A 19,388-nucleotide genomic window follows, 5' to 3' on the forward strand; every position below is an offset into this window, starting at 1 on the left:
TGGAACAGTGCGCTACCGTGTAGGAGCAGGAGTTGCGCGACTAGTTACCCCTTGACTTAGAGCGCACTCTAACCTGTAGCTTCCCGTGCGTCGTGACGAAAGAAGGCGTTCATGAAGATTGGTGAACTGGCGAAGCGTTCGGGATTATCGACCCACACCATCCGTTACTATGAGCGGATCGGGCTGCTTCCCTATGCCGACAGGAACCAATCGGGCCAACGTGACTACGACGCATCAATCCTCAGCTGGATAGAATTTCTCGACCGTCTCAAAGCGACCGGGATGCCTATCCGGGAAATGCTGCGCTACGAGGCCTTGCGGGAACGTGGCGTCGGCACGGAAGCGGAGCGCGGCGCGTTGCTTGAACGGCACCGCGAGCGTGTCCGAGCGCATGTGGCCGAATTGCAAGCCTGCCTTCTCGTCCTCGACACCAAGATTGCCGGATATGCAGGCAAAGAACAGAGGATGAAAGAATATGACGCAACAATCCCCGAACGCCGGCGAAAGCCGGCTGGAACGCGGCAAGCGGGCGCTCGCTGAAATCGACGGCGAAGCCGGCCACAATGTCATTGCCGCTCTGGCGGACATTGCCCCCGACTTCGCAAACTACGTGTTCGAGTTCTCGTTTGGCGACATTTACAGCCGCCCCGGCCTCGATCTGCGCGCTCGAGAAATCGCCACTGTCGCGGCGCTGACCGCGATGGGGACAGCGACTCCGCAATTGAAGGTTCACATTGAGGCGGGCCTGAATGTCGGGCTGACCAAGGACGAAATCATCGAGATCATCATACAGATGGCGGTCTATGCGGGCTTTCCTGCGGCGCTCAACGGCCTGTTCGCAGCCAAGGAAGTATTCGCCAGATTTCCCGTCCAGAAGGGGGAAGCGACCGTGTAGGAGCCCGGTTCGCGGCGAGGGACCACGAGATGGCGCAGGTGGCTTAGGAGCCTTCCGATCCGGGTTTCGTGCGTCACGCGGCCAAAGGCTATTCACCCTCTCCCGGAACCGCTCGAACACCTCAGACGGGAATAGCTCCCGAAGGGTCTCGCGAACCAGCTCAAGAAACCCCTGAAACTCAACACACGTTCGCGCACCGCTTGTATCTAAAAAAAGGCCGGTTGCCCGGCCTCTTTTTTGTCCGATCTCCGGCCTCAGTTGATCTTCTGGCCGGTCTTGGCCCAGTCGGCGAGGAAGGCGGCGAGGCCCTTGTCGGTCAGCGGATGGTTGACCAGCGCCCTCAGCGTCGCCGGCGGCGCGGTCACGATATCAGCGCCGATCAGCGCGGCCTGCTTGACGTGGTTCACCGTGCGCACCGAAGCGGTCAGGATCTCGGTCTTGAAATCGTAATTGTCGTAGATGGTGCGGATTTCCGAGATCACCTCCATGCCGTCCGAGCCGGTATCGTCGATGCGGCCGACGAAGGGCGAGATGAAGGAGGCGCCGGCCTTGGCGGCGAGCAGCGCCTGATTGGCCGAGAAGCAGAGCGTGACGTTGACCATGCGGTTCATCTCGGTGCGGATCGTCTTGCAGGCCTTGAGCCCATCCAGCGTCAGCGGCACCTTGATGGCGACATTCGGCGCAATCTTGGCCAGCACCTCGGCCTCGGCCATCATGTCCTTGAACTCGGTCGCGACGACCTCGGCCGAGACCGGGCCTTCGACGATGTCGCAGATCTGCTTCGTGACCTCGGAGATCTTGCCGCCCGATTTCAGGATCAGCGAGGGGTTGGTGGTAACGCCATCGAGCAGCCCCAAATCGTTCAGTTCCTTGATCTCCTTGATGTCGGCGGTGTCGACAAAAAATTTCATAACGGTCTCCTTGGGGATTTCCAGGTGCCGATCCGGCACGTTCGAGGGTCGCTCTTTGATCTAGAGCAAAGTCGGGGCAAGGTCACGCCTGATGATCGAAGATTCGCCCTTTGTCGCGGCCGCACCCGTGCTGGTGCCGATGCCGGCCGAACGGCCCTATACCTATGCCGTGCCGCCGGGCATGCGCGTGGTGCCGGGCTCGATCGTGCGCGTGCCGCTAGGCCCCCGGCAGGTGGCCGGCATCGTCTGGGACGCCGTCGTCGAATCCGTCGATCCGAAAAAGCTGCGGCCGATCGAGGAGGTCTTCGACTGCCCTCCGATCGACCGGGCGATGCGTCGCTTCGTCGACTGGATCGCGCAATACACGCTTTCGGCCCCCGGCATGGTGGCGCGGATGCTGCTCCGAGCCCCGGAAGCCTTCGACCCGGAGCCGTGGATCGAAGGGCTGCAGCGCACCCTTGCGGAACCGGACCGGTTGACCGACGCGCGGCGGCGGGTGCTGGAGACGGCAGAGGGTGGGCTTGCCTGGACGCGCTCCGGCCTCGCCCATGCGGCGGGCGTCTCCTCGACGGTCATCGACGGCTTAAGGGCACAAGGCGTGTTCGAGACGGTGATGATCCCGCCACGACCGGTAGTGGCGGCGCCCGACCCTTGCCACGGGCTGCCGGAATTGATGCCGGACCAGAAAGCGGCGGCCGAGAAGCTGCGCGGAGCTGTCGCTGCCGACGCCTTCAACGTCACCCTGCTCGACGGCGTCACCGGATCGGGCAAGACCGAGGTCTATTTCGAGGCGGTGGCGGCGGCGCTCGACAAAGGCAGGCAGGTGTTGATCCTGCTGCCGGAAATCGCGCTCACCCATGCCTTCCTCGAACGCTTCCAGGATCGTTTCGGCGCCAAGCCGGCGGAGTGGCATTCCGACTTGCCGCCCAGGATGCGCGAGCGCGTCTGGCGGCAGGTCGCGGAAGGCGGCGTGCGCGTCGTCGCCGGCGCGCGCTCGGCGCTGTTCCTGCCGTTCAAGGAACTCGGCCTGATCGTCGTCGACGAGGAGCATGATCCTGCCTACAAGCAGGAGGACCGTGTCTTCTACAATGCCCGCGACATGGCAGTGGTGCGCGGCCACATCGGCGCCTTTCCAGTCGTGCTCGCGTCGGCGACGCCCTCGGTCGAGAGCCGGGTCAATGCAACCCAGGGCCGCTACGCCAGAGCGGTCCTGTCGTCGCGCTTCGCCGAGGCGGCGCTTCCAGACCTCAAATCGATCGACATGCGGCGCGCCCCGCCGGCGCGCGGCGGTTTCCTGTCGCCTCTCCTTTTGGAGCAGATGCAGCGCACGCTGGAGAGACAAGAGCAGTCGCTGCTCTTCCTCAACCGGCGCGGCTATGCGCCGCTGACGCTCTGCCGCGTGTGCGGCCATCGCTTCGGCTGTCCGGTCTGCTCGGCCTGGCTGGTCGAGCACCGTTTTCGCGGCCAACTCGTCTGCCATCATTGCGGGCACAATGAGCGGCGGCCGGAAGCCTGCCCGGAATGCGGCACGCTCGACCATCTCGTCGCCTGCGGGCCGGGCGTCGAGCGCATCGCCGAGGAGGTGGTGGCGCATTTCCCGGACGCGCGCACCATCGTGCTGTCGTCCGACCTGCTTGGCGGCGTGCGCCGGCTGCGACTTGAGCTCGAGGCCGTCGCCAATGGAGAGGCCGATATCGTCATCGGCACGCAACTCGTCGCCAAGGGCCACAATTTCCCCGGCATGACGCTGGTCGGCGTCGTCGACGCCGATCTCGGGCTGGCCAATGGCGACCCGCGCGCGGCCGAGCGCACCTTCCAGCTGCTCAGCCAGGTGACGGGGCGCGCCGGCCGCACCGGCAAGAAGAGCCTCGGCCTCTTACAGACCTACCAGCCGGATCATCCGGTGATGCGGGCCATCGTCTCCGGCGATTCGGAAGCTTTTTATGAGCGCGAGATTGCGGAGCGCGAGCGGGCGGCACTCCCACCTTTTGGCCGGCTCGCCGGCATCATCGTCAGCGCAGCGACACGAGGCGAGGCCGAAGGTCATGCGCGGGGCCTGCGGCGCGTGGCTCCACAGGCGTCCGATCTCTTCGTGCTCGGACCGGCCGAAGCGCCGCTGTCGCTGATCGGCGGCCGCCATCGCTTTCGCCTGCTCGTGCAGGGCGAGCGGCGCGCCGACATGCAAGGTTTTATCCGTGCCATGCTGGCGGATGGGCCGAAGCTTAGGGGCTCGGTGCGCGTGCAGGTCGACATCGACCCGCAGAGCTTTCTGTGAAAGAGATCATCTAGTCCCGCTGGAGCGTATGCTTATGAAAACCCTTGTTCCGATGAAAACCTTGGGCCTCATCGGCGGCATGAGCTGGGAATCGACGGCGATCTATTACCGGCTGCTCAATGAGATCGTGCGCGAGCGCCTCGGCGGGCTGCATTCGGCGAAGCTGCTTTTATGGTCGTTCGATTTCGCCGAGATCGCCGACCGCCAGCATGCGGGCGATTGGGAAGGCGCCGGCGCTCTTCTGGTGGAAGCCGCGCGCGGGTTGGAGGCGGCCGGCGCGCAAGGCCTGGTGATCTGCACCAACACCATGCACAAGCTCGCAGGCGCGGTTGAGGCGGCTATTTCGATCCCGCTCATCCATATCGCCGATGCCACGGCGCGCGCCGCCCTCGAAACGGGCGTCAAGCGCCCGGCGCTGCTCGCGACGCGCTTCACCATGGAGCAGGATTTCTACAAGGGACGGCTCGCCGACAAATACGGGCTGCAGCCGGTGGTGCCGGATCAGGCCGGCCGCGACATGGTGCATAAGGTGATCTACGACGAACTCTGTCAGGGCGTCGTCAACGGCGAATCGAAAGCGGCCTATGTCGAGGAGGTCGGCCGCATGCTGCGCGACGAAAAGATCGACGGCCTCATCATGGGCTGTACCGAGATCACGATGCTCATCGGTCAGGACGATTTCGATATCCCGGTGTTCGACACCACGCGTATCCATGCCGAGGCCGCGGTCGACTTCGCCCTATCCTGATTGGGCGCTCTTCTGATGCGTCTTTTCTAATGTGTCGGCGGCCATCTGGCGCGCGGCTTTTCCTCCGCTAGAATGCCGGCAATTTCAGAACAAGACTTTACGAGGGGATCAGATGGAATTCGCATTTCCGTGGCCGGCGAGCCAGGGCGAGTTGCTGGCATGGTCGAGCGCCGTCGTCACGCTGCTCATCGGCCTACTTCTATTCCTGGCGCCGAACCTCGCCTTCCGCATCCTGCGCCTGCAGGCCAAGCCGGAGAAGGCCGCGGCGATCGCCGAGGGGCGCGGCCGCATGTCGGGCTTCTATCTCGGCGTCAGCCTGTGCTGCATCCTTCTGGCGCAGCCGCTGCTTTACATGGCGCTCGGCTTCTCGTGGCTGTTCACCGCTTTCGGCCGGCTTTTGTCGATGATGTCGGACGGCGCCAATACCCCTTTCAACTGGGCTTCCATCGTGGTTGAATTGGTGCTCGCGGCGCTGCCGCTCGCCTTCGCCTTCGGCTTCGTGCCGTGAAATCGTGACTAAAGCGCGTCGCGCTGAAACGGATTCAAGCGACGCGCTTTAGGTCCTTGTTTTGATGCATGTCGTTCTCCCAAAACCGCTGCACACTTTTGGGCGACATGCATTAATCCGGCGCTTGAGCTTGGCCTTCGCCGCCTGATGCGACAAAAGTGCCTGAGAACCATGCCGGAGGATGCATTGCGGTCTTAAAAGGCCTGTGCTAGACGGCAATCGACTTTCGGCCGGGGATAGCGGAAGCCATCCCTCCGTGCTTGGAAAAATCGCAGTAAGGTCAAAGATTTAGCCAGAGTTTTCGCTCGCGCCAACAATCTGCGGCCTGTCAGACAAGAGAAAAGACGGTCCGTGGCCCAATCGTCATCGCCAATCTCAGCTGTCGCAGAACGCTATGCCGGCTCGCTGTTCGAGCTCGCGCTGCAGGAAAATTCGGTCGCCAAGGTCGAAGCCGACCTCACTGATTTCGAGGCGATGCTCAACGGCAGCGCCGACCTTGCCCGGCTGATCAACAGCCCGGTGTTCTCCAGCGAGGACCAGGCCAAGGCCATCGGCGCGATCATCTCCAAAGCCAAGATCACCGGCCTCGTCGGCAACTTCCTGCGCGTCGTCGCCAAGAACCGCCGCCTGTTCGCCGTGCCCGGCATGATCAAGGCGTTCCGCCAGATCGCCGCCGACCATCGCGGCGAGGCTTCCGCCGAGGTCACCTCGGCGCATGCGCTGACGGCCGCGCAGCAGACCGAGCTCAAGGCGGCGCTGAAGAGCCTCGCCGGCAAGGACGTGGCCATCGCCATGACCGTCGATCCGTCGCTGCTCGGCGGCCTGATCGTCAAGATGGGCTCGCGCCAGATCGATACGTCGCTCAAAACCAAACTCAATTCGCTCAAGCTTGCACTGAAAGAGGTCGGCTGATGGACATCCGCGCCGCGGAAATTTCCGCAATTCTGAAAGACCAGATCAAGAATTTCGGCAAGGAGGCCGAGGTCTCCGAAGTCGGCCAGGTTCTGTCCGTCGGTGACGGCATCGCCCGCGTCTACGGTCTCGACAATGTCCAGGCCGGCGAGATGGTCGAATTTCCGGGCGGCATCCGCGGCATGGCGCTGAACCTCGAAGCCGACAATGTCGGCGTCGTCATCTTCGGCAACGACCGCGACATCAAGGAAGGCGATACCGTCAAGCGTACCGGCGCCATCGTCGACGTTCCGGTCGGCCCCGGCCTGCTCGGCCGCGTCGTCGACGCGCTCGGCAACCCGATCGACGGCAAGGGCCCGATCAAGGCGACCGAACGCAAGCGCGTCGACGTCAAGGCGCCCGGCATCATTCCGCGCAAGTCGGTGCATGAGCCGATGTCGACAGGCCTCAAGGCCATCGACGCGCTGATCCCGGTCGGCCGCGGCCAGCGCGAGCTGGTCATCGGCGACCGCCAGACCGGCAAGACCGCCATCATCCTCGACACGATGCTGAACCAGAAGTCGGTGCACGACAACGGCCCGGAGAAGGAGAAGCTTTACTGCGTCTACGTCGCCGTCGGCCAGAAGCGCTCGACCGTCGCGCAGTTCGTGAAGGTGCTGGAAGAGCGCGGCGCGCTCGACTACTCCATCATCATCGCCGCCACCGCGTCAGATCCAGCGCCGATGCAGTTCCTGGCGCCATTCGCCGGCTGCACGATGGGCGAGTATTTCCGCGACAACGGCATGCATGCCCTGATCAGCTATGACGACCTGTCGAAGCAGGCCGTCGCCTATCGCCAGATGTCGCTCTTGCTGCGCCGCCCGCCGGGCCGCGAAGCCTATCCGGGCGACGTGTTCTACCTGCACTCGCGCCTGCTCGAGCGCGCCGCCAAGCTCAACGACGACAACGGCAACGGCTCGCTGACGGCGCTGCCGATCATCGAGACGCAGGCCAACGACGTGTCGGCCTACATCCCGACCAACGTGATCTCGATCACCGACGGCCAGATCTTCCTCGAAACCAACCTGTTCTTCCAGGGCATCCGCCCGGCGGTGAACGTCGGTCTCTCGGTGTCGCGCGTCGGTTCCTCGGCGCAGATCAAGGCGATGAAGCAGGTCGCCGGCTCGATCAAGGGCGAGCTCGCGCAGTACCGCGAAATGGCGGCCTTCGCGCAGTTCGGCTCGGACCTCGACGCCGCCACGCAGCGTCTGCTCAACCGCGGATCGCGCCTGACGGAGCTGTTGAAGCAGCCGCAGTTCTCGCCGCTCAAGGTCGAGGAGCAGGTCGCGGTGATCTTCGCCGGCGTCAACGGCTATCTCGACAAGCTGGCGCTCAACCAGGTCGGCAAGTTCGAGCATGGCCTGCTCAGCCACATGCGCTCGGCCGGCAAGGAGGTGCTCGACGGCATCCGCAACGAGAAGGCGCTGTCGGACGACCTGCGCGCCAAGCTGAAGGCGGAAATCGACGCCTTCGCCAAGACCTTTGCTTGAACGAAGCCGGACGGGATCGGGTTTGAAGCATGGCTTCGTTAAAAGACCTTCGTAACCGTATCGCCTCGGTCAAGGCGACGCAGAAGATCACCAAGGCGATGCAGATGGTCGCTGCGGCGAAGCTGCGTCGCGCGCAGGAAGCGGCGGAAGCGGCGCGTCCCTACTCCGAGCGCATGGGCGTGGTGCTGGCCAACATCACCCAGGCGGTCGGCGGCGGCGGCGATGCCCCGGCGCTGATGACCGGCACCGGCAGGGACGACGTGCAGTTGCTCATCGTCTGCACCGCCGAGCGCGGCCTGTGCGGCGGCTTCAACTCGCAGATCGCGCGTCTTGCCCGCGAACATATCCGCCGGCTCCTCTCCGACGGCAAGCAGGTGAAGATCATCTGCGTCGGCAAGAAGGGCTTCGACATCCTGCGCCGCGACTATGCCTCGCTGATCCTCGAGCGCGTCGATCTGCGCGAGGTCAAGACGCTCGGCTTCGCCAATGCCGATGCGATCGCGCGCAAGATCATCAACCTGTTCAACCAGGACGGATTCGACGTCTGCACGCTGTTCTATTCGCAGTTCAAGTCGGTGATCAGCCAGATCCCGACGGCGCAGCAGATCATTCCGGCGGCCCAGGCTTCCGCCGCTGCCGAGACGGGCAACGGCGCCACCGCGGTCTACGAATACGAGCCGGAGCCGGGCGAGATCCTCTCCGACCTCATCCCGCGCAACATCGCCGTGCAGATTTTCCGCGCGCTGCTCGAGAACGCGGCCGGCGAGATGGGCGCCAAGATGAGCGCGATGGACAATGCGACGCGCAACGCCGGCGACATGATCAACAGGCTGTCGATCACCTACAACCGCCAGCGGCAGGCGCAGATCACCAAGGAACTGATCGAAATCATTTCGGGCGCCGAGGCGCTCTAGGCGCGCCCTGCCGGCGAGGTTCGTCGACCTCGCTGCAGACGGCGTGAACAACGGATAGACGAAAAGGGCAAAGACGATGGCGAAAGCAGCTACCCCGAAGACCGCAGCCAAGGCGGCACCGGCCCCCAAGGCGGCAAAGGCTCCGGCAGCAGCCGCGAAGGCCGCTCCGGCCAGGAAGGCGGCCGCTCCGGCCAAGGCAGCGGCGCCCGCCAAGGCGGCGAGCGTTGCGGCGAAGAGGGTCGGCGCCGCCGGCAAGGTCCGCCAGGTCATCGGCGCCGTCGTCGACGTGCAGTTCGAAGACCATCTGCCGGCCATTCTGAACGCGCTCGAAACCGACAATGTCGGCAACCGCCTGGTGCTCGAGGTCGCTCAGCACCTCGGCGAGAACACCGTGCGCTGCATCGCCATGGACTCGACCGAAGGTCTGGTCCGCGGCCAGGACGTCTTCGACACCGGCGGGCCGATCTCGGTGCCGGTCGGCCCGGGCATGCTCGGCCGCATCATCAACGTCATCGGCGAGCCGGTCGACGAAGCCGGCCCGGTCGACGCCGTCGAGCTGCGCGCCATCCACCAGCCGGCTCCGGCCTATGTCGACCAGTCGACCGAAGCGCAGATCCTGGTCACCGGCATCAAGGTTCTCGACCTGCTCGCGCCTTACGCCCGCGGCGGCAAGATCGGCCTGTTCGGCGGCGCCGGCGTCGGCAAGACCGTGCTGATCCAGGAACTGATCAACAACGTCGCCAAGGCTCACGGCGGCTTCTCGGTGTTCGCCGGCGTCGGCGAGCGTACCCGCGAAGGCAACGACCTCTACCACGAGTTCATCGAATCGGGCGTCAACAAGAAGGGCGGCGGCCAGGGCTCGAAGGCAGCGCTGGTCTACGGCCAGATGAACGAGCCGCCGGGTGCCCGCGCCCGCGTCGGCCTCACCGGTCTGACGGTCGCCGAGTATTTCCGCGACCAGGGCCAGGACGTGCTGTTCTTCGTCGACAACATCTTCCGCTTCACGCAGGCGGGCTCGGAAGTGTCGGCGCTGCTCGGCCGTATTCCCTCGGCCGTGGGTTACCAGCCGACGCTGGCCACCGACATGGGCGCGCTGCAGGAGCGCATCACCACCACGACCAAGGGCTCGATCACCTCGGTGCAGGCGATCTACGTCCCGGCCGACGACTTGACCGACCCGGCGCCGGCGACCTCCTTCGCCCACCTCGACGCCACCACCGTGCTCAACCGCGCGATCTCGGAAAAGGGCATCTACCCGGCCGTCGATCCGCTGGACTCGACCTCGCGCATGCTCGACCCGATGGTCGTCGGCGAGGAGCACTACCAGGTCGCCCGCCAGGTGCAGTCGATCCTGCAGCGCTACAAGTCGCTGCAGGACATCATCGCCATCCTTGGCATGGACGAGCTGTCGGAAGAGGACAAGCAGACCGTTGCCCGCGCCCGCAAGATCGAGCGCTTCCTGTCGCAGCCGTTCTTCGTCGCTGAAGTGTTCACTGGATCGCCGGGCAAGCTGGTCGACCTCGCCGACACCATCAAGGGCTTCAAGGGCCTCTGCGCCGGCGACTACGATCACCTGCCCGAAGCCGCCTTCTACATGGTCGGCGGCATCGAGGAAGCGGTCGAGAAGGCGCAGCGCCTGGCGGCTGAAGCGGCATAAGAAAGCGAATAGCGAATAGGGAGTAGCGAATAGGGATCAACAGGCTTGGCGAGTTTCTTCACTACTCGCTACTCGCTATTCCCTACTCGCTAAATTGATCATGGCTGAAGCTTTCAAGTTCGAACTGGTCTCGCCGGAGCGTCTCTTGGTTTCCGAAGAGGTGGAGTTCGTCGTCATCCCGGGCGCCGAAGGCGAGATGACCGTGATGGCGCAGCACGCTCCGGTCATGACCACGATCAAGCCTGGCGTCGTCACGGTGAAGACCGCGGCCGGCAGGGAAGAGCGCTATGTCGTGTTCGGCGGCTTCGCCGACATCCTGCCCTCCGGCTGCACGCTGCTTGCCGAATCGGCGACGCATGTGAACGACATCGACCGCGCCGACATTACCCGCCGCATCCAGGAGGCCAGGGAAGACGCCGCCGACGCCAAGGACGACGAGGCCCGCGCCAAGGCCGAGCAGTTCCTCAGCCAGCTCACGACGCTCGAAGGCGCGTTGCTGCCGGCCTGACGACGTCTCCTGACACATGATTGAAAAGGCGGGGCTTGCCCCGCTTTTTTGTTTGATGGACAGTCCGCCCCGCTTGTCCAGCGCAGGCAAATAGGCGCGAGCGTTATCGGCTGTCTATGCCGAGCGCGGCGAATGCCAGCACCGGCCCCTCTCGTCGCAGGTGGACGAGATGCACGGCCACGAGTTCGATCAACGTCTGGCGTTTGGCGTGGTCCTTGGCGAAGCCGGCCAGCTCAAACACCTCCGTCACCGTTTCATTCGCCGGCAGCTCCTGGCCCAAAAGTGCGGTCAACGCCGCATCGAGCGGATCGGTGAAATGGCCTAGCGGCAAGCTGCCACCGCGCGCGGCGCATGCGGCGATCCAGGCAGCGACAACCAGCGACAGATGTTCTGGAAGCAGACCTGCCTCCAGCCGGGTGAGGGCGGAAGCGACGATGCGCTGCGGCAGCTTCTGGCTGCCGTCATTGGCGATCTGCGCCGTGCGGTGGGCCAGCGCCGTGTTGGAAAAGCGCGCGGCGAGCTCGGCCGTGTAGGGGATTGGGTCGAGCCCGGCATCCTGCGGCAGCGTTGGAATGGCCTCGGCCCAAAGCCAGTCCACGAATTGCCGGATCGCCGGATCGGCAAACGCGCGATCGACGGTCGCATGACCGCTGAGCAGGCCGAGATAGGCTATGCCCGAATGGGCGCCGTTGAGCAGCCTCAGCTTCATATCCTCGAAGGGACCGACGTCCTCGACCATGGTGACGCCGAATTTCTCCCAGGCCGGCCGGCCGGCCGGGAAACGATCCTCGATCACCCATTGCCGGAACGGCTCGGTCATGACCGGCCAGGCATCCTCGAGGCCGAGTTCGCCGGCAATGCGGGTGCGGTCGGCATCGGTGGTCGCCGGCACGATGCGGTCGACCATGCTCGACGGGAAGGCCACTTCGTCGGCGACATAGCCGGCTAACGGGCGATCGCCTGCGCTGCCACGGGCGTCGAGCAGCATCGCAAACTCAATCAGCAGCCGGTGCAGCGTCGCGCCGTTGGCCGGCAGGTTGTCGCAGCAGAGCACGGTGAAGGGCGGCGCGCCGGCAGCGCGGCGGCGCGCGAGCGCCTCGGCCAGGAAACCATGCGCCGTCTTTGGCGATCCGGGGTTCGCCAGATCATGCACGATGTCGGGATGGCTCCCATCGAGACTACCGTCAGCCGCCCTTAGATAGGCTTTTTCGGTGATGGTCAGCGTAACGATGCGGGTACGCGGGTCGGTCAGCGCGGCAAGCACCGCGCCAGGGTCCTCCGGCGCCACCAGCAACGACAGGATGGAGCCGACGACCTGCAGCTTTTCGCCAGCGCTGTCCCGCACCGCCAGCGTGTAGAGCCCATCCTGCGGCGCCAGTGCGTCGCGCGTGTCGGGGCTGCGCAGCGAGACGCCGACGATGCCCCAGTCCGCCTCGCCATCCGCCAGGCAAGCGTCGACATAGGCCGCCTGGTGGGCGCGGTGGAACGCGCCGACGCCAAGATGGACGATGCCGGGCGTCACAGCGTCGCGATCGTAGCGAGGTATGGCGATTGCGCCCGGCAGTTCGGCGATCGTGGCGTTGGAAAGACGGCTGTTCATTGGCGTTCAAAGTCTCCGATCGGCGCGTCGAGCCACTCGCTGGGCAGGAATGGACGCTGCGGCGTAGCACCCGTCACCGCCTCGTACAATGGCCGAGGCATATGCAAAAGTCATCATACAACTTAATGATTTTTGTATGTTGACATTATCTCTGGCCGATCTACCAATAAGGCCAGCCTGGGAGGAGCCGAGTGGCTGCACTGACCGATCCGGACCTGCTGTTCGCGCCGGAAACGCGAACGCTGGCTCGCGCCCTTTATGCCGGGGTGAAGAACCTGCCGATCGTCAGTCCGCACGGTCATACGGATCCGCGCTGGTATGCGCTCAACGAGCCGTTTCCCGATCCGGCGCAATTGCTGATCGTGCCGGACCACTACATTTTCCGTATGCTGTTCAGCCAGGGCGTGCGGCTGGAAGAGCTCGGCGTGCCGACGCTCGACGATCCCACCCTTGATTGCGCGCCGGTCGAGACCGACGGCAGAACGATCTGGCGACGCTTCGCCGCGCATTATTACCTGTTCCGCGGCACGCCGACCCGGCTCTGGCTCGACCATGTGTTCGAGCATCTGTTCGGCATTGACGAGCCGCTTAGCGCAAGCACCGCCGACCGCCACTACGACACGATCGCGGCGCTGCTCAGCCAAGACGACTATCGGCCGCGGGCGCTGTTCGAGCGCTTCAACATCGAGGTGATCGCGACGACCGAAGGCGCGCTCGACGATCTCAAATGGCACCGGATGATCCGCGACAGCGGCTGGAAGGGCCGCGTCGTCACCGCCTACCGGCCGGACGCCGTGGTCGATCCCGACTTCGAAGGGTTTTTGGCCAATCTCGATCGGCTCGGCGAGATCACCGGCTGCGATACCGCCACATGGGCCGGCTATCTCGATGCGCACCGTCAGCGCCGCGCCTATTTCAAGGAGTTCGGCGCCACCTCGTCGGATCACGGCCATCCGACGGCCGAGACCGCCAATCTCTCCGACACCGCGGCGCAGCAGCTGTTCAACCGAATCCGCAGCGGCTCGGAAGATGAGCGCGAGCGAAAATTGTTCCGCGCCCAGATGCTGACCGAAATGGCCAAGATGAGCCGTGACGATAGCCTGGTGCTGCAGATCCATCCCGGATCATGGCGCAATCATTCGCCGGCTGTTTTCCAGGAATTCGGCCGCGACAAGGGCTTCGATATCCCGACCAGGACCGACTATGTGGCGGCGCTGAAGCCGCTGCTCGATTGCGTCGGGCTGGAACGCGACCTGACGATCATTCTGTTCACGCTCGACGAGACGAGTTATGCGCGCGAGCTGGCGCCGCTCGCCGGCGTCTATCCGGCGCTGAAGGTTGGGCCGGCCTGGTGGTTCCACGACAGTCCGGAAGGCATGCGCCGCTTCCGCGAGATGACCACAGAGACGGCCGGCTTCTACAACACCGTCGGCTTCAACGACGACACGCGCGCCTTTCCGTCGATCCCGGCGCGTCACGACGTCGCCCGCCGCGTCGACTGCGCATTCCTGGCGCGGCTGGTCGCCGAGCATCGGTTGCGCGAGGAGGAAGCGCATGAGCTGGCGCGGGAGCTTGCCTACACGCTTGCCAAGAAGGCGTACCGGCTCTGAGCCGGCCGCCAGGGTTTCAAAGGGAGGAAGTCATGTCGCATTTTTCGAAATTGACGGTGGCCACATTGGCCTCCGGCTCGCTGCTCATCGGCATCGCCAACGCCGAGACGGTGCTGCGGTCGTCGGACACGCATCCGGACGGCTATCCGACCGTCGAGGCGGTCAAATATATGGGCGAGCTGATCAAGCAGCGGACGAATGGCCGCTATTCCGTCGAAGTCTATCATTCGGCACAGCTCGGGGAGGAGAAGGACACGATCGAGCAGACGCAATCGGGGGTGATCGACCTCGACCGTGTGTCGATGGGACCGTTCAACGGTATCGTGCCGGAAACCGCCGTGCCGTCGCTTCCCTACATGTTCCGCTCGGTCGAGCATATGCGCCACGTCATGGACGGGCCGGTCGGCGACCAGATCTTGAAGGCTTTCGAGGCGCATGACCTCGTCGGCCTCGCTTTCTACGATTCGGGCGCGCGCTCCTTCTACAACACCAAGAAAGACATCACCTCGATCGCCGACCTGAAGGGCATGAAGTTCCGCGTCATCCAGTCGGACGTGTTCGTCGACATGGTCAACGCGCTCGGCGCCAACGCGACGCCGATGGCCTATGGCGAGGTCTATTCGGCGCTGCAGACCGGCGTCATCGACGGCGCGGAGAACAACTGGCCGAGCTTCGAATCCGCCAAGCACTATGAGGTCGCCAAGCATTACACGCTGGATCAGCACCAGATCGTGCCGGAAGTGCTGGTGATGTCGAAGGCGAGCTGGGACAAGCTGTCGCCGGAAGACCAGGCGATCGTCAGGCAGGCGGCCAAAGACAGCGTCGTCAAGATGCGCGAGCTCTGGGACGCGCAGGAAAAGAAGTCGCGCGACATCGTCGAGAAGGCCGGCGTCAAGGTCGCTGAGATCGACAAGCAGCCGCTGATCGACGCCATGAAGCCGGTCTATGACAAGTACCTTTCGACGCCCGAGCTGAAAGATCTCGCCGCCCGCATCCAGGCGGCGAAATGACCAGCACCGACGATAGGCCCAGCGGCGCGGATGCTTCCGCGCCGTCGTTGGCGCGACCAGGCGGCACGGCATTCTGGCTGCGTGCCGAGCGATTGCTGTCGGGCCTGGCCACGCTGGCGCTGTGGATCAGCGGCGCCGGGCTGACCTTGATGACGATCATCATCACCTGGCAGGTCTTCTCGCGCTATCTACTCAACCGCTCGCCAAGCTGGACCGAGGCCTCCTCGGTGCTGCTCATGGGCTGGTTCATCTTTCTCGGGGCTGCGGTCGGCGTGCGCGAACGCACGCATCTCGGGTTCGACGTGCTGCTCTATTTCCTGCCCGCGTCGGCAAAGGCGGTGCTGCGCACCATCTCCGACATCGTCGTGCTGGCGTTCGGCGGCGGCATGATCGTCTACGGCATCCAGCTTGCCAGGCTGACCTGGGGCACGGTCATGCCGTCGCTCGCCCTGCCCGGAGGCGTCGGCTTCCTGCCGGTGATTTTCGGAGGCGCGCTCGTCTGCCTGTTCTCGCTCGAGCGGCTGGCGGGGCGCTTCGCCGGCCTGCCCGTCGATGTCGACATTCATGCCACCGGCGAGGAGATGTGAGCCATGGCCTTGACCGTGCTTTTCGGCACCTTCGTCTTCCTGCTGATCATCGGCACGCCGATCGCCTTCTGCCTCGGCGTGGCGAGTTTCGCGACGATCATCGTGCTCGGCCTGCCACCGGTGGTGGTGTTCCAGCGGCTGAACTCGGGGGTCAGCGTCTTCTCGCTGATGGCCATTCCGTTCTTCATCTTCGCCGGCGACCTGATGGTGCGCGGCGGCATCGCCGCCCGCCTGGTGGCGCTGGCCGGATCCGTGGTCGGGCATCTGCGCGGCGGCTTGGGCCAAGTCAACATCGCCGCCTCGACCATGTTCGGCGGCATCTCCGGCTCGGCGGTGGCCGACGCGTCCGCCGTCGGCGGGCTGATGATCCCGCAGATGAAGGCGCGCGGCTACGGGATCGACTATGCCGTCAACATCACCTCTGTCGGGGCCATCATCGCCCTTTTGATCCCGCCGTCGCACAACATGATCATCTACTCCATCTCGGCCGGCGGCCGCATCTCGATCGCCGACCTGTTCACCGCCGGCGTCATACCGGGCCTGCTTCTGGCGCTGTCGCTGATGATCACGGCCTATTTGGTCGCAAGCCGGCGCGGCTATCCGACCGAGCCTTTCGCCGGTTTTAGCCGGGCGCTCCAGCTGCTCTTCGGCGCCATTCCGGGCCTCATCCTGATCGGCATCATCTTCGGCGGCGTCAGGTCCGGTATCTTCACGGCGACCGAAAGCTCCTGCATCGCCATCGTCTACGCCTTCCTGGTGACGCTCATCATCTACCGCTCGATGAGCTGGAGCGACTTCGTCGCCGCGACCAGCGCAGCGGTGCGAACCACGGCCATGGTCCTGATGATCATAGGCTGTGCAGCCGCCTTCGGCTGGCTGCTCGCCTATCTGCGCGTGCCGGTGGCGCTGGTCGCCTTCCTGCAGGAGATATCCAGCGACAAGCTGGTCATCCTGCTGTTGATCAACGTCGTCCTGCTGATCCTCGGCACGTTCATGGACATGTCGCCGCTGATCATCATCACCACGCCGATCTTCCTGCCGGTGGTCATGGCCTACGGCGTCGACCCGGTGCATTTCGGCGTCATCCTCATCCTCAATCTCGGCATCGGCCTCTGCACGCCGCCGGTCGGAGCCGTGCTGTTCGTCAGCTGTGCCATAGGCCGCATTCCGATCTGGACGGCGATGCGGTCGATCTGGCCCTTCTACGGCGCGGCTTTTGCCGTGTTGATGCTTGTCACTTACGTTCCCGCGATATCATTGTGGCTGCCGAGCCTCTTCCATTAGGAGTCATTAAGGTGGCCGATACCACAACGGATCTCAGGGTCGAACGGAAGCCGAAACTGTCGGAAACGGTGGTCGCGGCGATCCGCAAGCAGCTCCTGGCGGGCGAGATGCCGCCCGGCCACAAGCTGCCGACCGAGGGCCAGCTGACGGAAACTTTCGGCGTCAGCCGCACCGTCATCCGCGAGGCGCTGGTCAAGCTCGCCGCCGACGGCCTTGTCGAGGCGCGGCAGGGCGCCGGCGTCTTCGTCACCGAGCATATCTCCACCACACTCGGCGTTCTGGCCGCCGACATGGGGGCCAAGGATTCCATCGCGCTCAACGTGCTCGAGGTGCGGCTGGCGATCGAGATCGAATCGGCCGGCCTTGCCGCCATCCGCCGTAACGCCGCGCAGGAGGCGGCGATCCAGGAGGCTTTCTTCGAGTTCGAGCGGCTGCTGCTCGACAGCCAGCCGACCGGCCCGGCCGACCTTGCCTTCCACAGGGCGATCGCCAGCGCCACCAACAATCCGTTCTATGTCGAGATGCTCGACGTGCTCGGCCGCCGCGCCATCCCCTGCGACGTCACCTCGCCCTGGTCGACGGAGCTCGTCCAGTCCGACGACTACCAGCGCGGCCTGCAACGCGAGCATCTGGTGATCCTCAACGCGATCTCGGCGGGCGATGCGAACGCCGCACGCGAGGCGATGCGGGCGCATCTCACCGCCAGCCAGCAGCGCTACCGCGAGCGCCTGCAGGCGCGGCAGGCCTATTACGCAAAGTCGGTGGCGGCGGCATCGACCGGATGATCATTCGAGCAGGATAGATGGACAAGAAACACACCGAATTCTCCTCCCGCTTCGCCATCGACCCCATTGCCGCGGCGGCGATGGGAACCGACGAGCTGCGGCACAATTTTCACATCGAGGGGCTTTTCCAGCCCGGCCTCGTCAGCCTGACCTACACGCATTACGACCGCATGATCGTCGGCGGCGCCATGCCGGCCGATAAGGTCCTGTCGCTGGAAGCGATCAAGCCGACCGGCACCCAGGCATTCCTCGACCGCCGCGAGCTGATCGCCGTCAATATCGGCGGCGCCGGCACCGTGACGGCGGATGGCCTGCCCTATGAGATGGCGGCGCGCGACATGGTCTATCTCGGCATGGGCACTGAGCAGGTGTCGTTCGCTTCGGCCGATACGGAGAAGCCGGCCAAGTTCTATCTGCTGAGCGCGCCGGCGCATCAGGTCTATCCAAGCCAGCTGATCCGCATCGGCGACGCCAGGCGGCTCGACCTCGGCAGCCCGGCGACCAGCAACGAGCGCTCGATCTTCCAGTTCATCCATGCCGACGGCGTGAAGACCTGCCAGCTCGTCGTCGGCATGACCCAACTTGCGCCCGGATCGGTCTGGAACACCATGCCTTGCCATGTACATGACCGGCGCATGGAGGCCTATCTCTATTTCGACCTGGACGAGGGCGCGCGCGTCTTCCATTTCATGGGCGAGCCGGACGAGACGCGCCACATCGTCATGCGCAACGAGGAGGCGGTGCTGTCGCCGGGCTGGTCGATCCATTCGGGCGCCGGCACCTCGAACTATGCCTTCATCTGGGCCATGGCCGGCGACAATGTCGACTATACCGACGTCGATCCGGTTGCGCTGGACCAGCTCAGGTGAGCGATCTTTCGGCTTTCAGCCTCGCGGGAAAACGCATCCTCGTCACCGGCGCCAACACCGGCATCGGCCAGGGCATCGCCGTGTCGGTGGCGCGCGCCGGCGGCGCCGTCGTCGGCGTCGGCCGCTCGGCGATGGATGAGACGGCGGAGAAAGTCGCAGCCGTCGGGGGACGTTTCGAAGCGGTGGCCGCCGACCTCGGCGATCCTGCCAGTGCGGCGGCCATGCTCGATCGCGTCTGGGAGGCAAGCGGGTCGCTCGATGGGCTCGTCAACAATGCCGGCATCATCCGGCGCGCCGACGCCGTCGACCTGACCGAGGCCGACTGGGACCAGGTGATGGACCTCAACCTGAAGACGGTGTTTCGGCTCTGCCAGGGTTTTGCGAGGCGCGTGCTGGCGGAGCCCGGGCGGCGCGGCAAGATCGTCAATATCGCTTCGGTGCTGAGCTTCCAGGGCGGCATCCGCGTCGCCTCCTATACGGCCTCGAAACATGGCGTGCTCGGCCTCACGCGGCTGCTCGCCTGCGAATGGGCGCCGAAGGGCATCAACGTCAACGGCATCGCCCCGGGCTATATCGAGACCAACAACACCGAGGCCCTGCGCGCCGATCCGGACCGAAGTGCCGCCATCCTCGGGCGCATTCCTGCGGCACGCTGGGGCCAGCCCGGCGACATCGGCGACGCGGCCGTGTTCCTGCTCGCGCCGGCGTCGGACTACATGCATGGCGCGGTGATGCCGGTCGACGGCGGCTGGCTGGCGCGCTGACCATTTCAATTTGTAAACGGAA

Annotated in this window: 19 protein-coding genes; 17 read left to right on the forward strand and 2 right to left on the reverse strand. The window is 64.8% G+C overall.

The features are described 5' to 3' along the window. The first annotated feature begins 111 nt into the window (after window positions 1-111). Window positions 112-540 carry a MerR family transcriptional regulator gene (locus tag RFM40_RS19945; protein ID WP_320278078.1) on the forward strand — a complete coding sequence of 143 codons (429 nt, stop codon included), beginning with the start codon at window positions 112-114 and terminating at the stop codon, window positions 538-540. After that, window positions 476-895 (forward strand): carboxymuconolactone decarboxylase family protein, encoded by a 420-nt coding sequence (locus tag RFM40_RS19950; protein WP_320278079.1) that lies wholly within the window; start codon window positions 476-478, stop codon window positions 893-895. The genes RFM40_RS19945 and RFM40_RS19950 overlap by 65 nt, the downstream gene beginning before the upstream one ends. 254 nt (window positions 896-1,149) lie before the next feature. Here the strand turns inward: RFM40_RS19950 and fsa are convergent, their stop codons facing one another. Continuing rightward, window positions 1,150-1,806: a fructose-6-phosphate aldolase gene (fsa, locus tag RFM40_RS19955; RefSeq protein WP_320221639.1), complete on the reverse strand. Its 657-nt coding sequence runs from the start codon at window positions 1,804-1,806 to the stop codon at window positions 1,150-1,152. 91 nt (window positions 1,807-1,897) lie between these two features. On the opposite strand from fsa, the gene RFM40_RS19960 reads away from it, so the two are divergent. The 8 genes from RFM40_RS19960 to RFM40_RS19995 all read left to right on the forward strand — a co-directional run bounded on the left by RFM40_RS19960 (window position 1,898) and on the right by RFM40_RS19995 (window position 10,857). Next, a complete protein-coding gene (locus RFM40_RS19960; RefSeq protein WP_320278080.1) occupies window positions 1,898-4,081 on the forward strand; it encodes a primosomal protein N' in 2,184 nt (727 codons plus the stop codon). Between the two features lie 52 nt (window positions 4,082-4,133). Further along, complete coding sequence (locus RFM40_RS19965) at window positions 4,134-4,829, forward strand: aspartate/glutamate racemase family protein (protein ID WP_320278100.1); 696 nt, start codon at window positions 4,134-4,136, stop codon at window positions 4,827-4,829. A gap of 112 nt (window positions 4,830-4,941) precedes the next feature. Next, the gene (locus RFM40_RS19970) at window positions 4,942-5,337 is read left to right on the forward strand and encodes an AGROH133_08824 family phage infection protein (RefSeq protein WP_320226724.1); all 396 of its coding nucleotides are present in this window, start codon (window positions 4,942-4,944) and stop codon (window positions 5,335-5,337) included. Between the two features lie 351 nt (window positions 5,338-5,688). Beyond that, complete coding sequence (locus tag RFM40_RS19975; protein ID WP_320226722.1) at window positions 5,689-6,249, forward strand: F0F1 ATP synthase subunit delta; 561 nt, start codon at window positions 5,689-5,691, stop codon at window positions 6,247-6,249. Further along, on the forward strand, window positions 6,249-7,778 hold the full coding sequence (atpA, locus tag RFM40_RS19980; RefSeq protein WP_320226719.1) for a F0F1 ATP synthase subunit alpha: 1,530 nt from the start codon (window positions 6,249-6,251) through the stop codon (window positions 7,776-7,778). Before RFM40_RS19975 ends, atpA begins: the two co-directional genes overlap by 1 nt. Window positions 7,779-7,807: 29 nt before the next feature. Next, window positions 7,808-8,692, forward strand: coding sequence for a F0F1 ATP synthase subunit gamma (locus tag RFM40_RS19985; RefSeq protein WP_320278081.1), 885 nt, complete (start codon window positions 7,808-7,810; stop codon window positions 8,690-8,692). Window positions 8,693-8,768: 76 nt separating this feature from the next. Next, window positions 8,769-10,349: a F0F1 ATP synthase subunit beta gene (atpD, locus tag RFM40_RS19990; protein WP_320226715.1), complete on the forward strand. Its 1,581-nt coding sequence runs from the start codon at window positions 8,769-8,771 to the stop codon at window positions 10,347-10,349. A gap of 100 nt (window positions 10,350-10,449) precedes the next feature. Beyond that, entirely contained in the window at window positions 10,450-10,857 is a 408-nt protein-coding gene (locus RFM40_RS19995) for a F0F1 ATP synthase subunit epsilon (protein WP_320273330.1), read from the forward strand. Window positions 10,858-10,960: 103 nt separating this feature from the next. Here RFM40_RS19995 and RFM40_RS20000 read toward each other — a convergent pair whose 3' ends face one another. Further along, a complete protein-coding gene (locus RFM40_RS20000) occupies window positions 10,961-12,457 on the reverse strand; it encodes a mannitol dehydrogenase family protein (RefSeq protein WP_320278082.1) in 1,497 nt (498 codons plus the stop codon). A gap of 191 nt (window positions 12,458-12,648) precedes the next feature. Between RFM40_RS20000 and uxaC the strand changes: the two genes are divergently transcribed. The 7 genes from uxaC to kduD are packed head-to-tail and all read left to right on the forward strand — an operon-like array spanning window position 12,649 to window position 19,366. Then, window positions 12,649-14,067 carry a glucuronate isomerase gene (gene uxaC, locus RFM40_RS20005; RefSeq protein ID WP_320278083.1) on the forward strand — a complete coding sequence of 473 codons (1,419 nt, stop codon included), beginning with the start codon at window positions 12,649-12,651 and terminating at the stop codon, window positions 14,065-14,067. A gap of 32 nt (window positions 14,068-14,099) precedes the next feature. Next, window positions 14,100-15,077: a TRAP transporter substrate-binding protein gene (locus RFM40_RS20010; RefSeq protein WP_320278084.1), complete on the forward strand. Its 978-nt coding sequence runs from the start codon at window positions 14,100-14,102 to the stop codon at window positions 15,075-15,077. Beyond that, entirely contained in the window at window positions 15,074-15,664 is a 591-nt protein-coding gene (locus tag RFM40_RS20015) for a TRAP transporter small permease (RefSeq protein ID WP_320278085.1), read from the forward strand. The genes RFM40_RS20010 and RFM40_RS20015 overlap by 4 nt, the downstream gene beginning before the upstream one ends. A gap of 3 nt (window positions 15,665-15,667) precedes the next feature. Then, on the forward strand, window positions 15,668-16,948 hold the full coding sequence (locus RFM40_RS20020) for a TRAP transporter large permease (RefSeq protein ID WP_320278086.1): 1,281 nt from the start codon (window positions 15,668-15,670) through the stop codon (window positions 16,946-16,948). Between the two features lie 11 nt (window positions 16,949-16,959). Beyond that, a complete protein-coding gene (locus RFM40_RS20025) occupies window positions 16,960-17,733 on the forward strand; it encodes a FadR/GntR family transcriptional regulator (RefSeq protein WP_320226699.1) in 774 nt (257 codons plus the stop codon). A gap of 17 nt (window positions 17,734-17,750) precedes the next feature. Then, window positions 17,751-18,602 (forward strand): 5-dehydro-4-deoxy-D-glucuronate isomerase, encoded by an 852-nt coding sequence (gene kduI, locus RFM40_RS20030; protein ID WP_320278087.1) that lies wholly within the window; start codon window positions 17,751-17,753, stop codon window positions 18,600-18,602. After that, a complete protein-coding gene (gene kduD, locus RFM40_RS20035; protein ID WP_320278088.1) occupies window positions 18,599-19,366 on the forward strand; it encodes a 2-dehydro-3-deoxy-D-gluconate 5-dehydrogenase KduD in 768 nt (255 codons plus the stop codon). The genes kduI and kduD overlap by 4 nt, the downstream gene beginning before the upstream one ends. Window positions 19,367-19,388: the final 22 nt, after the last annotated feature.

Source organism: Mesorhizobium captivum, assembly GCF_033977165.1.
In the GTDB taxonomy this organism is placed as follows: Bacteria; Pseudomonadota; Alphaproteobacteria; order Rhizobiales; family Rhizobiaceae; genus Mesorhizobium; species Mesorhizobium captivum.

What these genes read in the sequence shown, in the direction of transcription:
- RFM40_RS19945 (WP_320278078.1), top strand. Translation starts at nt 112, where the DNA reads ATGAAGATTGGTGAACTGGCGAAGCGTTCGGGATTATCGACCCACACC.
- RFM40_RS19950 (WP_320278079.1), top strand. Translation starts at nt 476, where the DNA reads ATGACGCAACAATCCCCGAACGCCGGCGAAAGCCGGCTGGAACGCGGC.
- fsa (WP_320221639.1), bottom strand. Translation starts at nt 1,806, where the DNA reads ATGAAATTTTTTGTCGACACCGCCGACATCAAGGAGATCAAGGAACTG.
- RFM40_RS19960 (WP_320278080.1), top strand. Translation starts at nt 1,898, where the DNA reads ATGATCGAAGATTCGCCCTTTGTCGCGGCCGCACCCGTGCTGGTGCCG.
- RFM40_RS19965 (WP_320278100.1), top strand. Translation starts at nt 4,134, where the DNA reads ATGAAAACCTTGGGCCTCATCGGCGGCATGAGCTGGGAATCGACGGCG.
- RFM40_RS19970 (WP_320226724.1), top strand. Translation starts at nt 4,942, where the DNA reads ATGGAATTCGCATTTCCGTGGCCGGCGAGCCAGGGCGAGTTGCTGGCA.
- atpA (WP_320226719.1), top strand. Translation starts at nt 6,249, where the DNA reads ATGGACATCCGCGCCGCGGAAATTTCCGCAATTCTGAAAGACCAGATC.
- RFM40_RS19985 (WP_320278081.1), top strand. Translation starts at nt 7,808, where the DNA reads ATGGCTTCGTTAAAAGACCTTCGTAACCGTATCGCCTCGGTCAAGGCG.
- atpD (WP_320226715.1), top strand. Translation starts at nt 8,769, where the DNA reads ATGGCGAAAGCAGCTACCCCGAAGACCGCAGCCAAGGCGGCACCGGCC.
- RFM40_RS19995 (WP_320273330.1), top strand. Translation starts at nt 10,450, where the DNA reads ATGGCTGAAGCTTTCAAGTTCGAACTGGTCTCGCCGGAGCGTCTCTTG.
- RFM40_RS20000 (WP_320278082.1), bottom strand. Translation starts at nt 12,457, where the DNA reads ATGAACAGCCGTCTTTCCAACGCCACGATCGCCGAACTGCCGGGCGCA.
- RFM40_RS20010 (WP_320278084.1), top strand. Translation starts at nt 14,100, where the DNA reads ATGTCGCATTTTTCGAAATTGACGGTGGCCACATTGGCCTCCGGCTCG.
- RFM40_RS20015 (WP_320278085.1), top strand. Translation starts at nt 15,074, where the DNA reads ATGACCAGCACCGACGATAGGCCCAGCGGCGCGGATGCTTCCGCGCCG.
- RFM40_RS20020 (WP_320278086.1), top strand. Translation starts at nt 15,668, where the DNA reads ATGGCCTTGACCGTGCTTTTCGGCACCTTCGTCTTCCTGCTGATCATC.
- kduI (WP_320278087.1), top strand. Translation starts at nt 17,751, where the DNA reads ATGGACAAGAAACACACCGAATTCTCCTCCCGCTTCGCCATCGACCCC.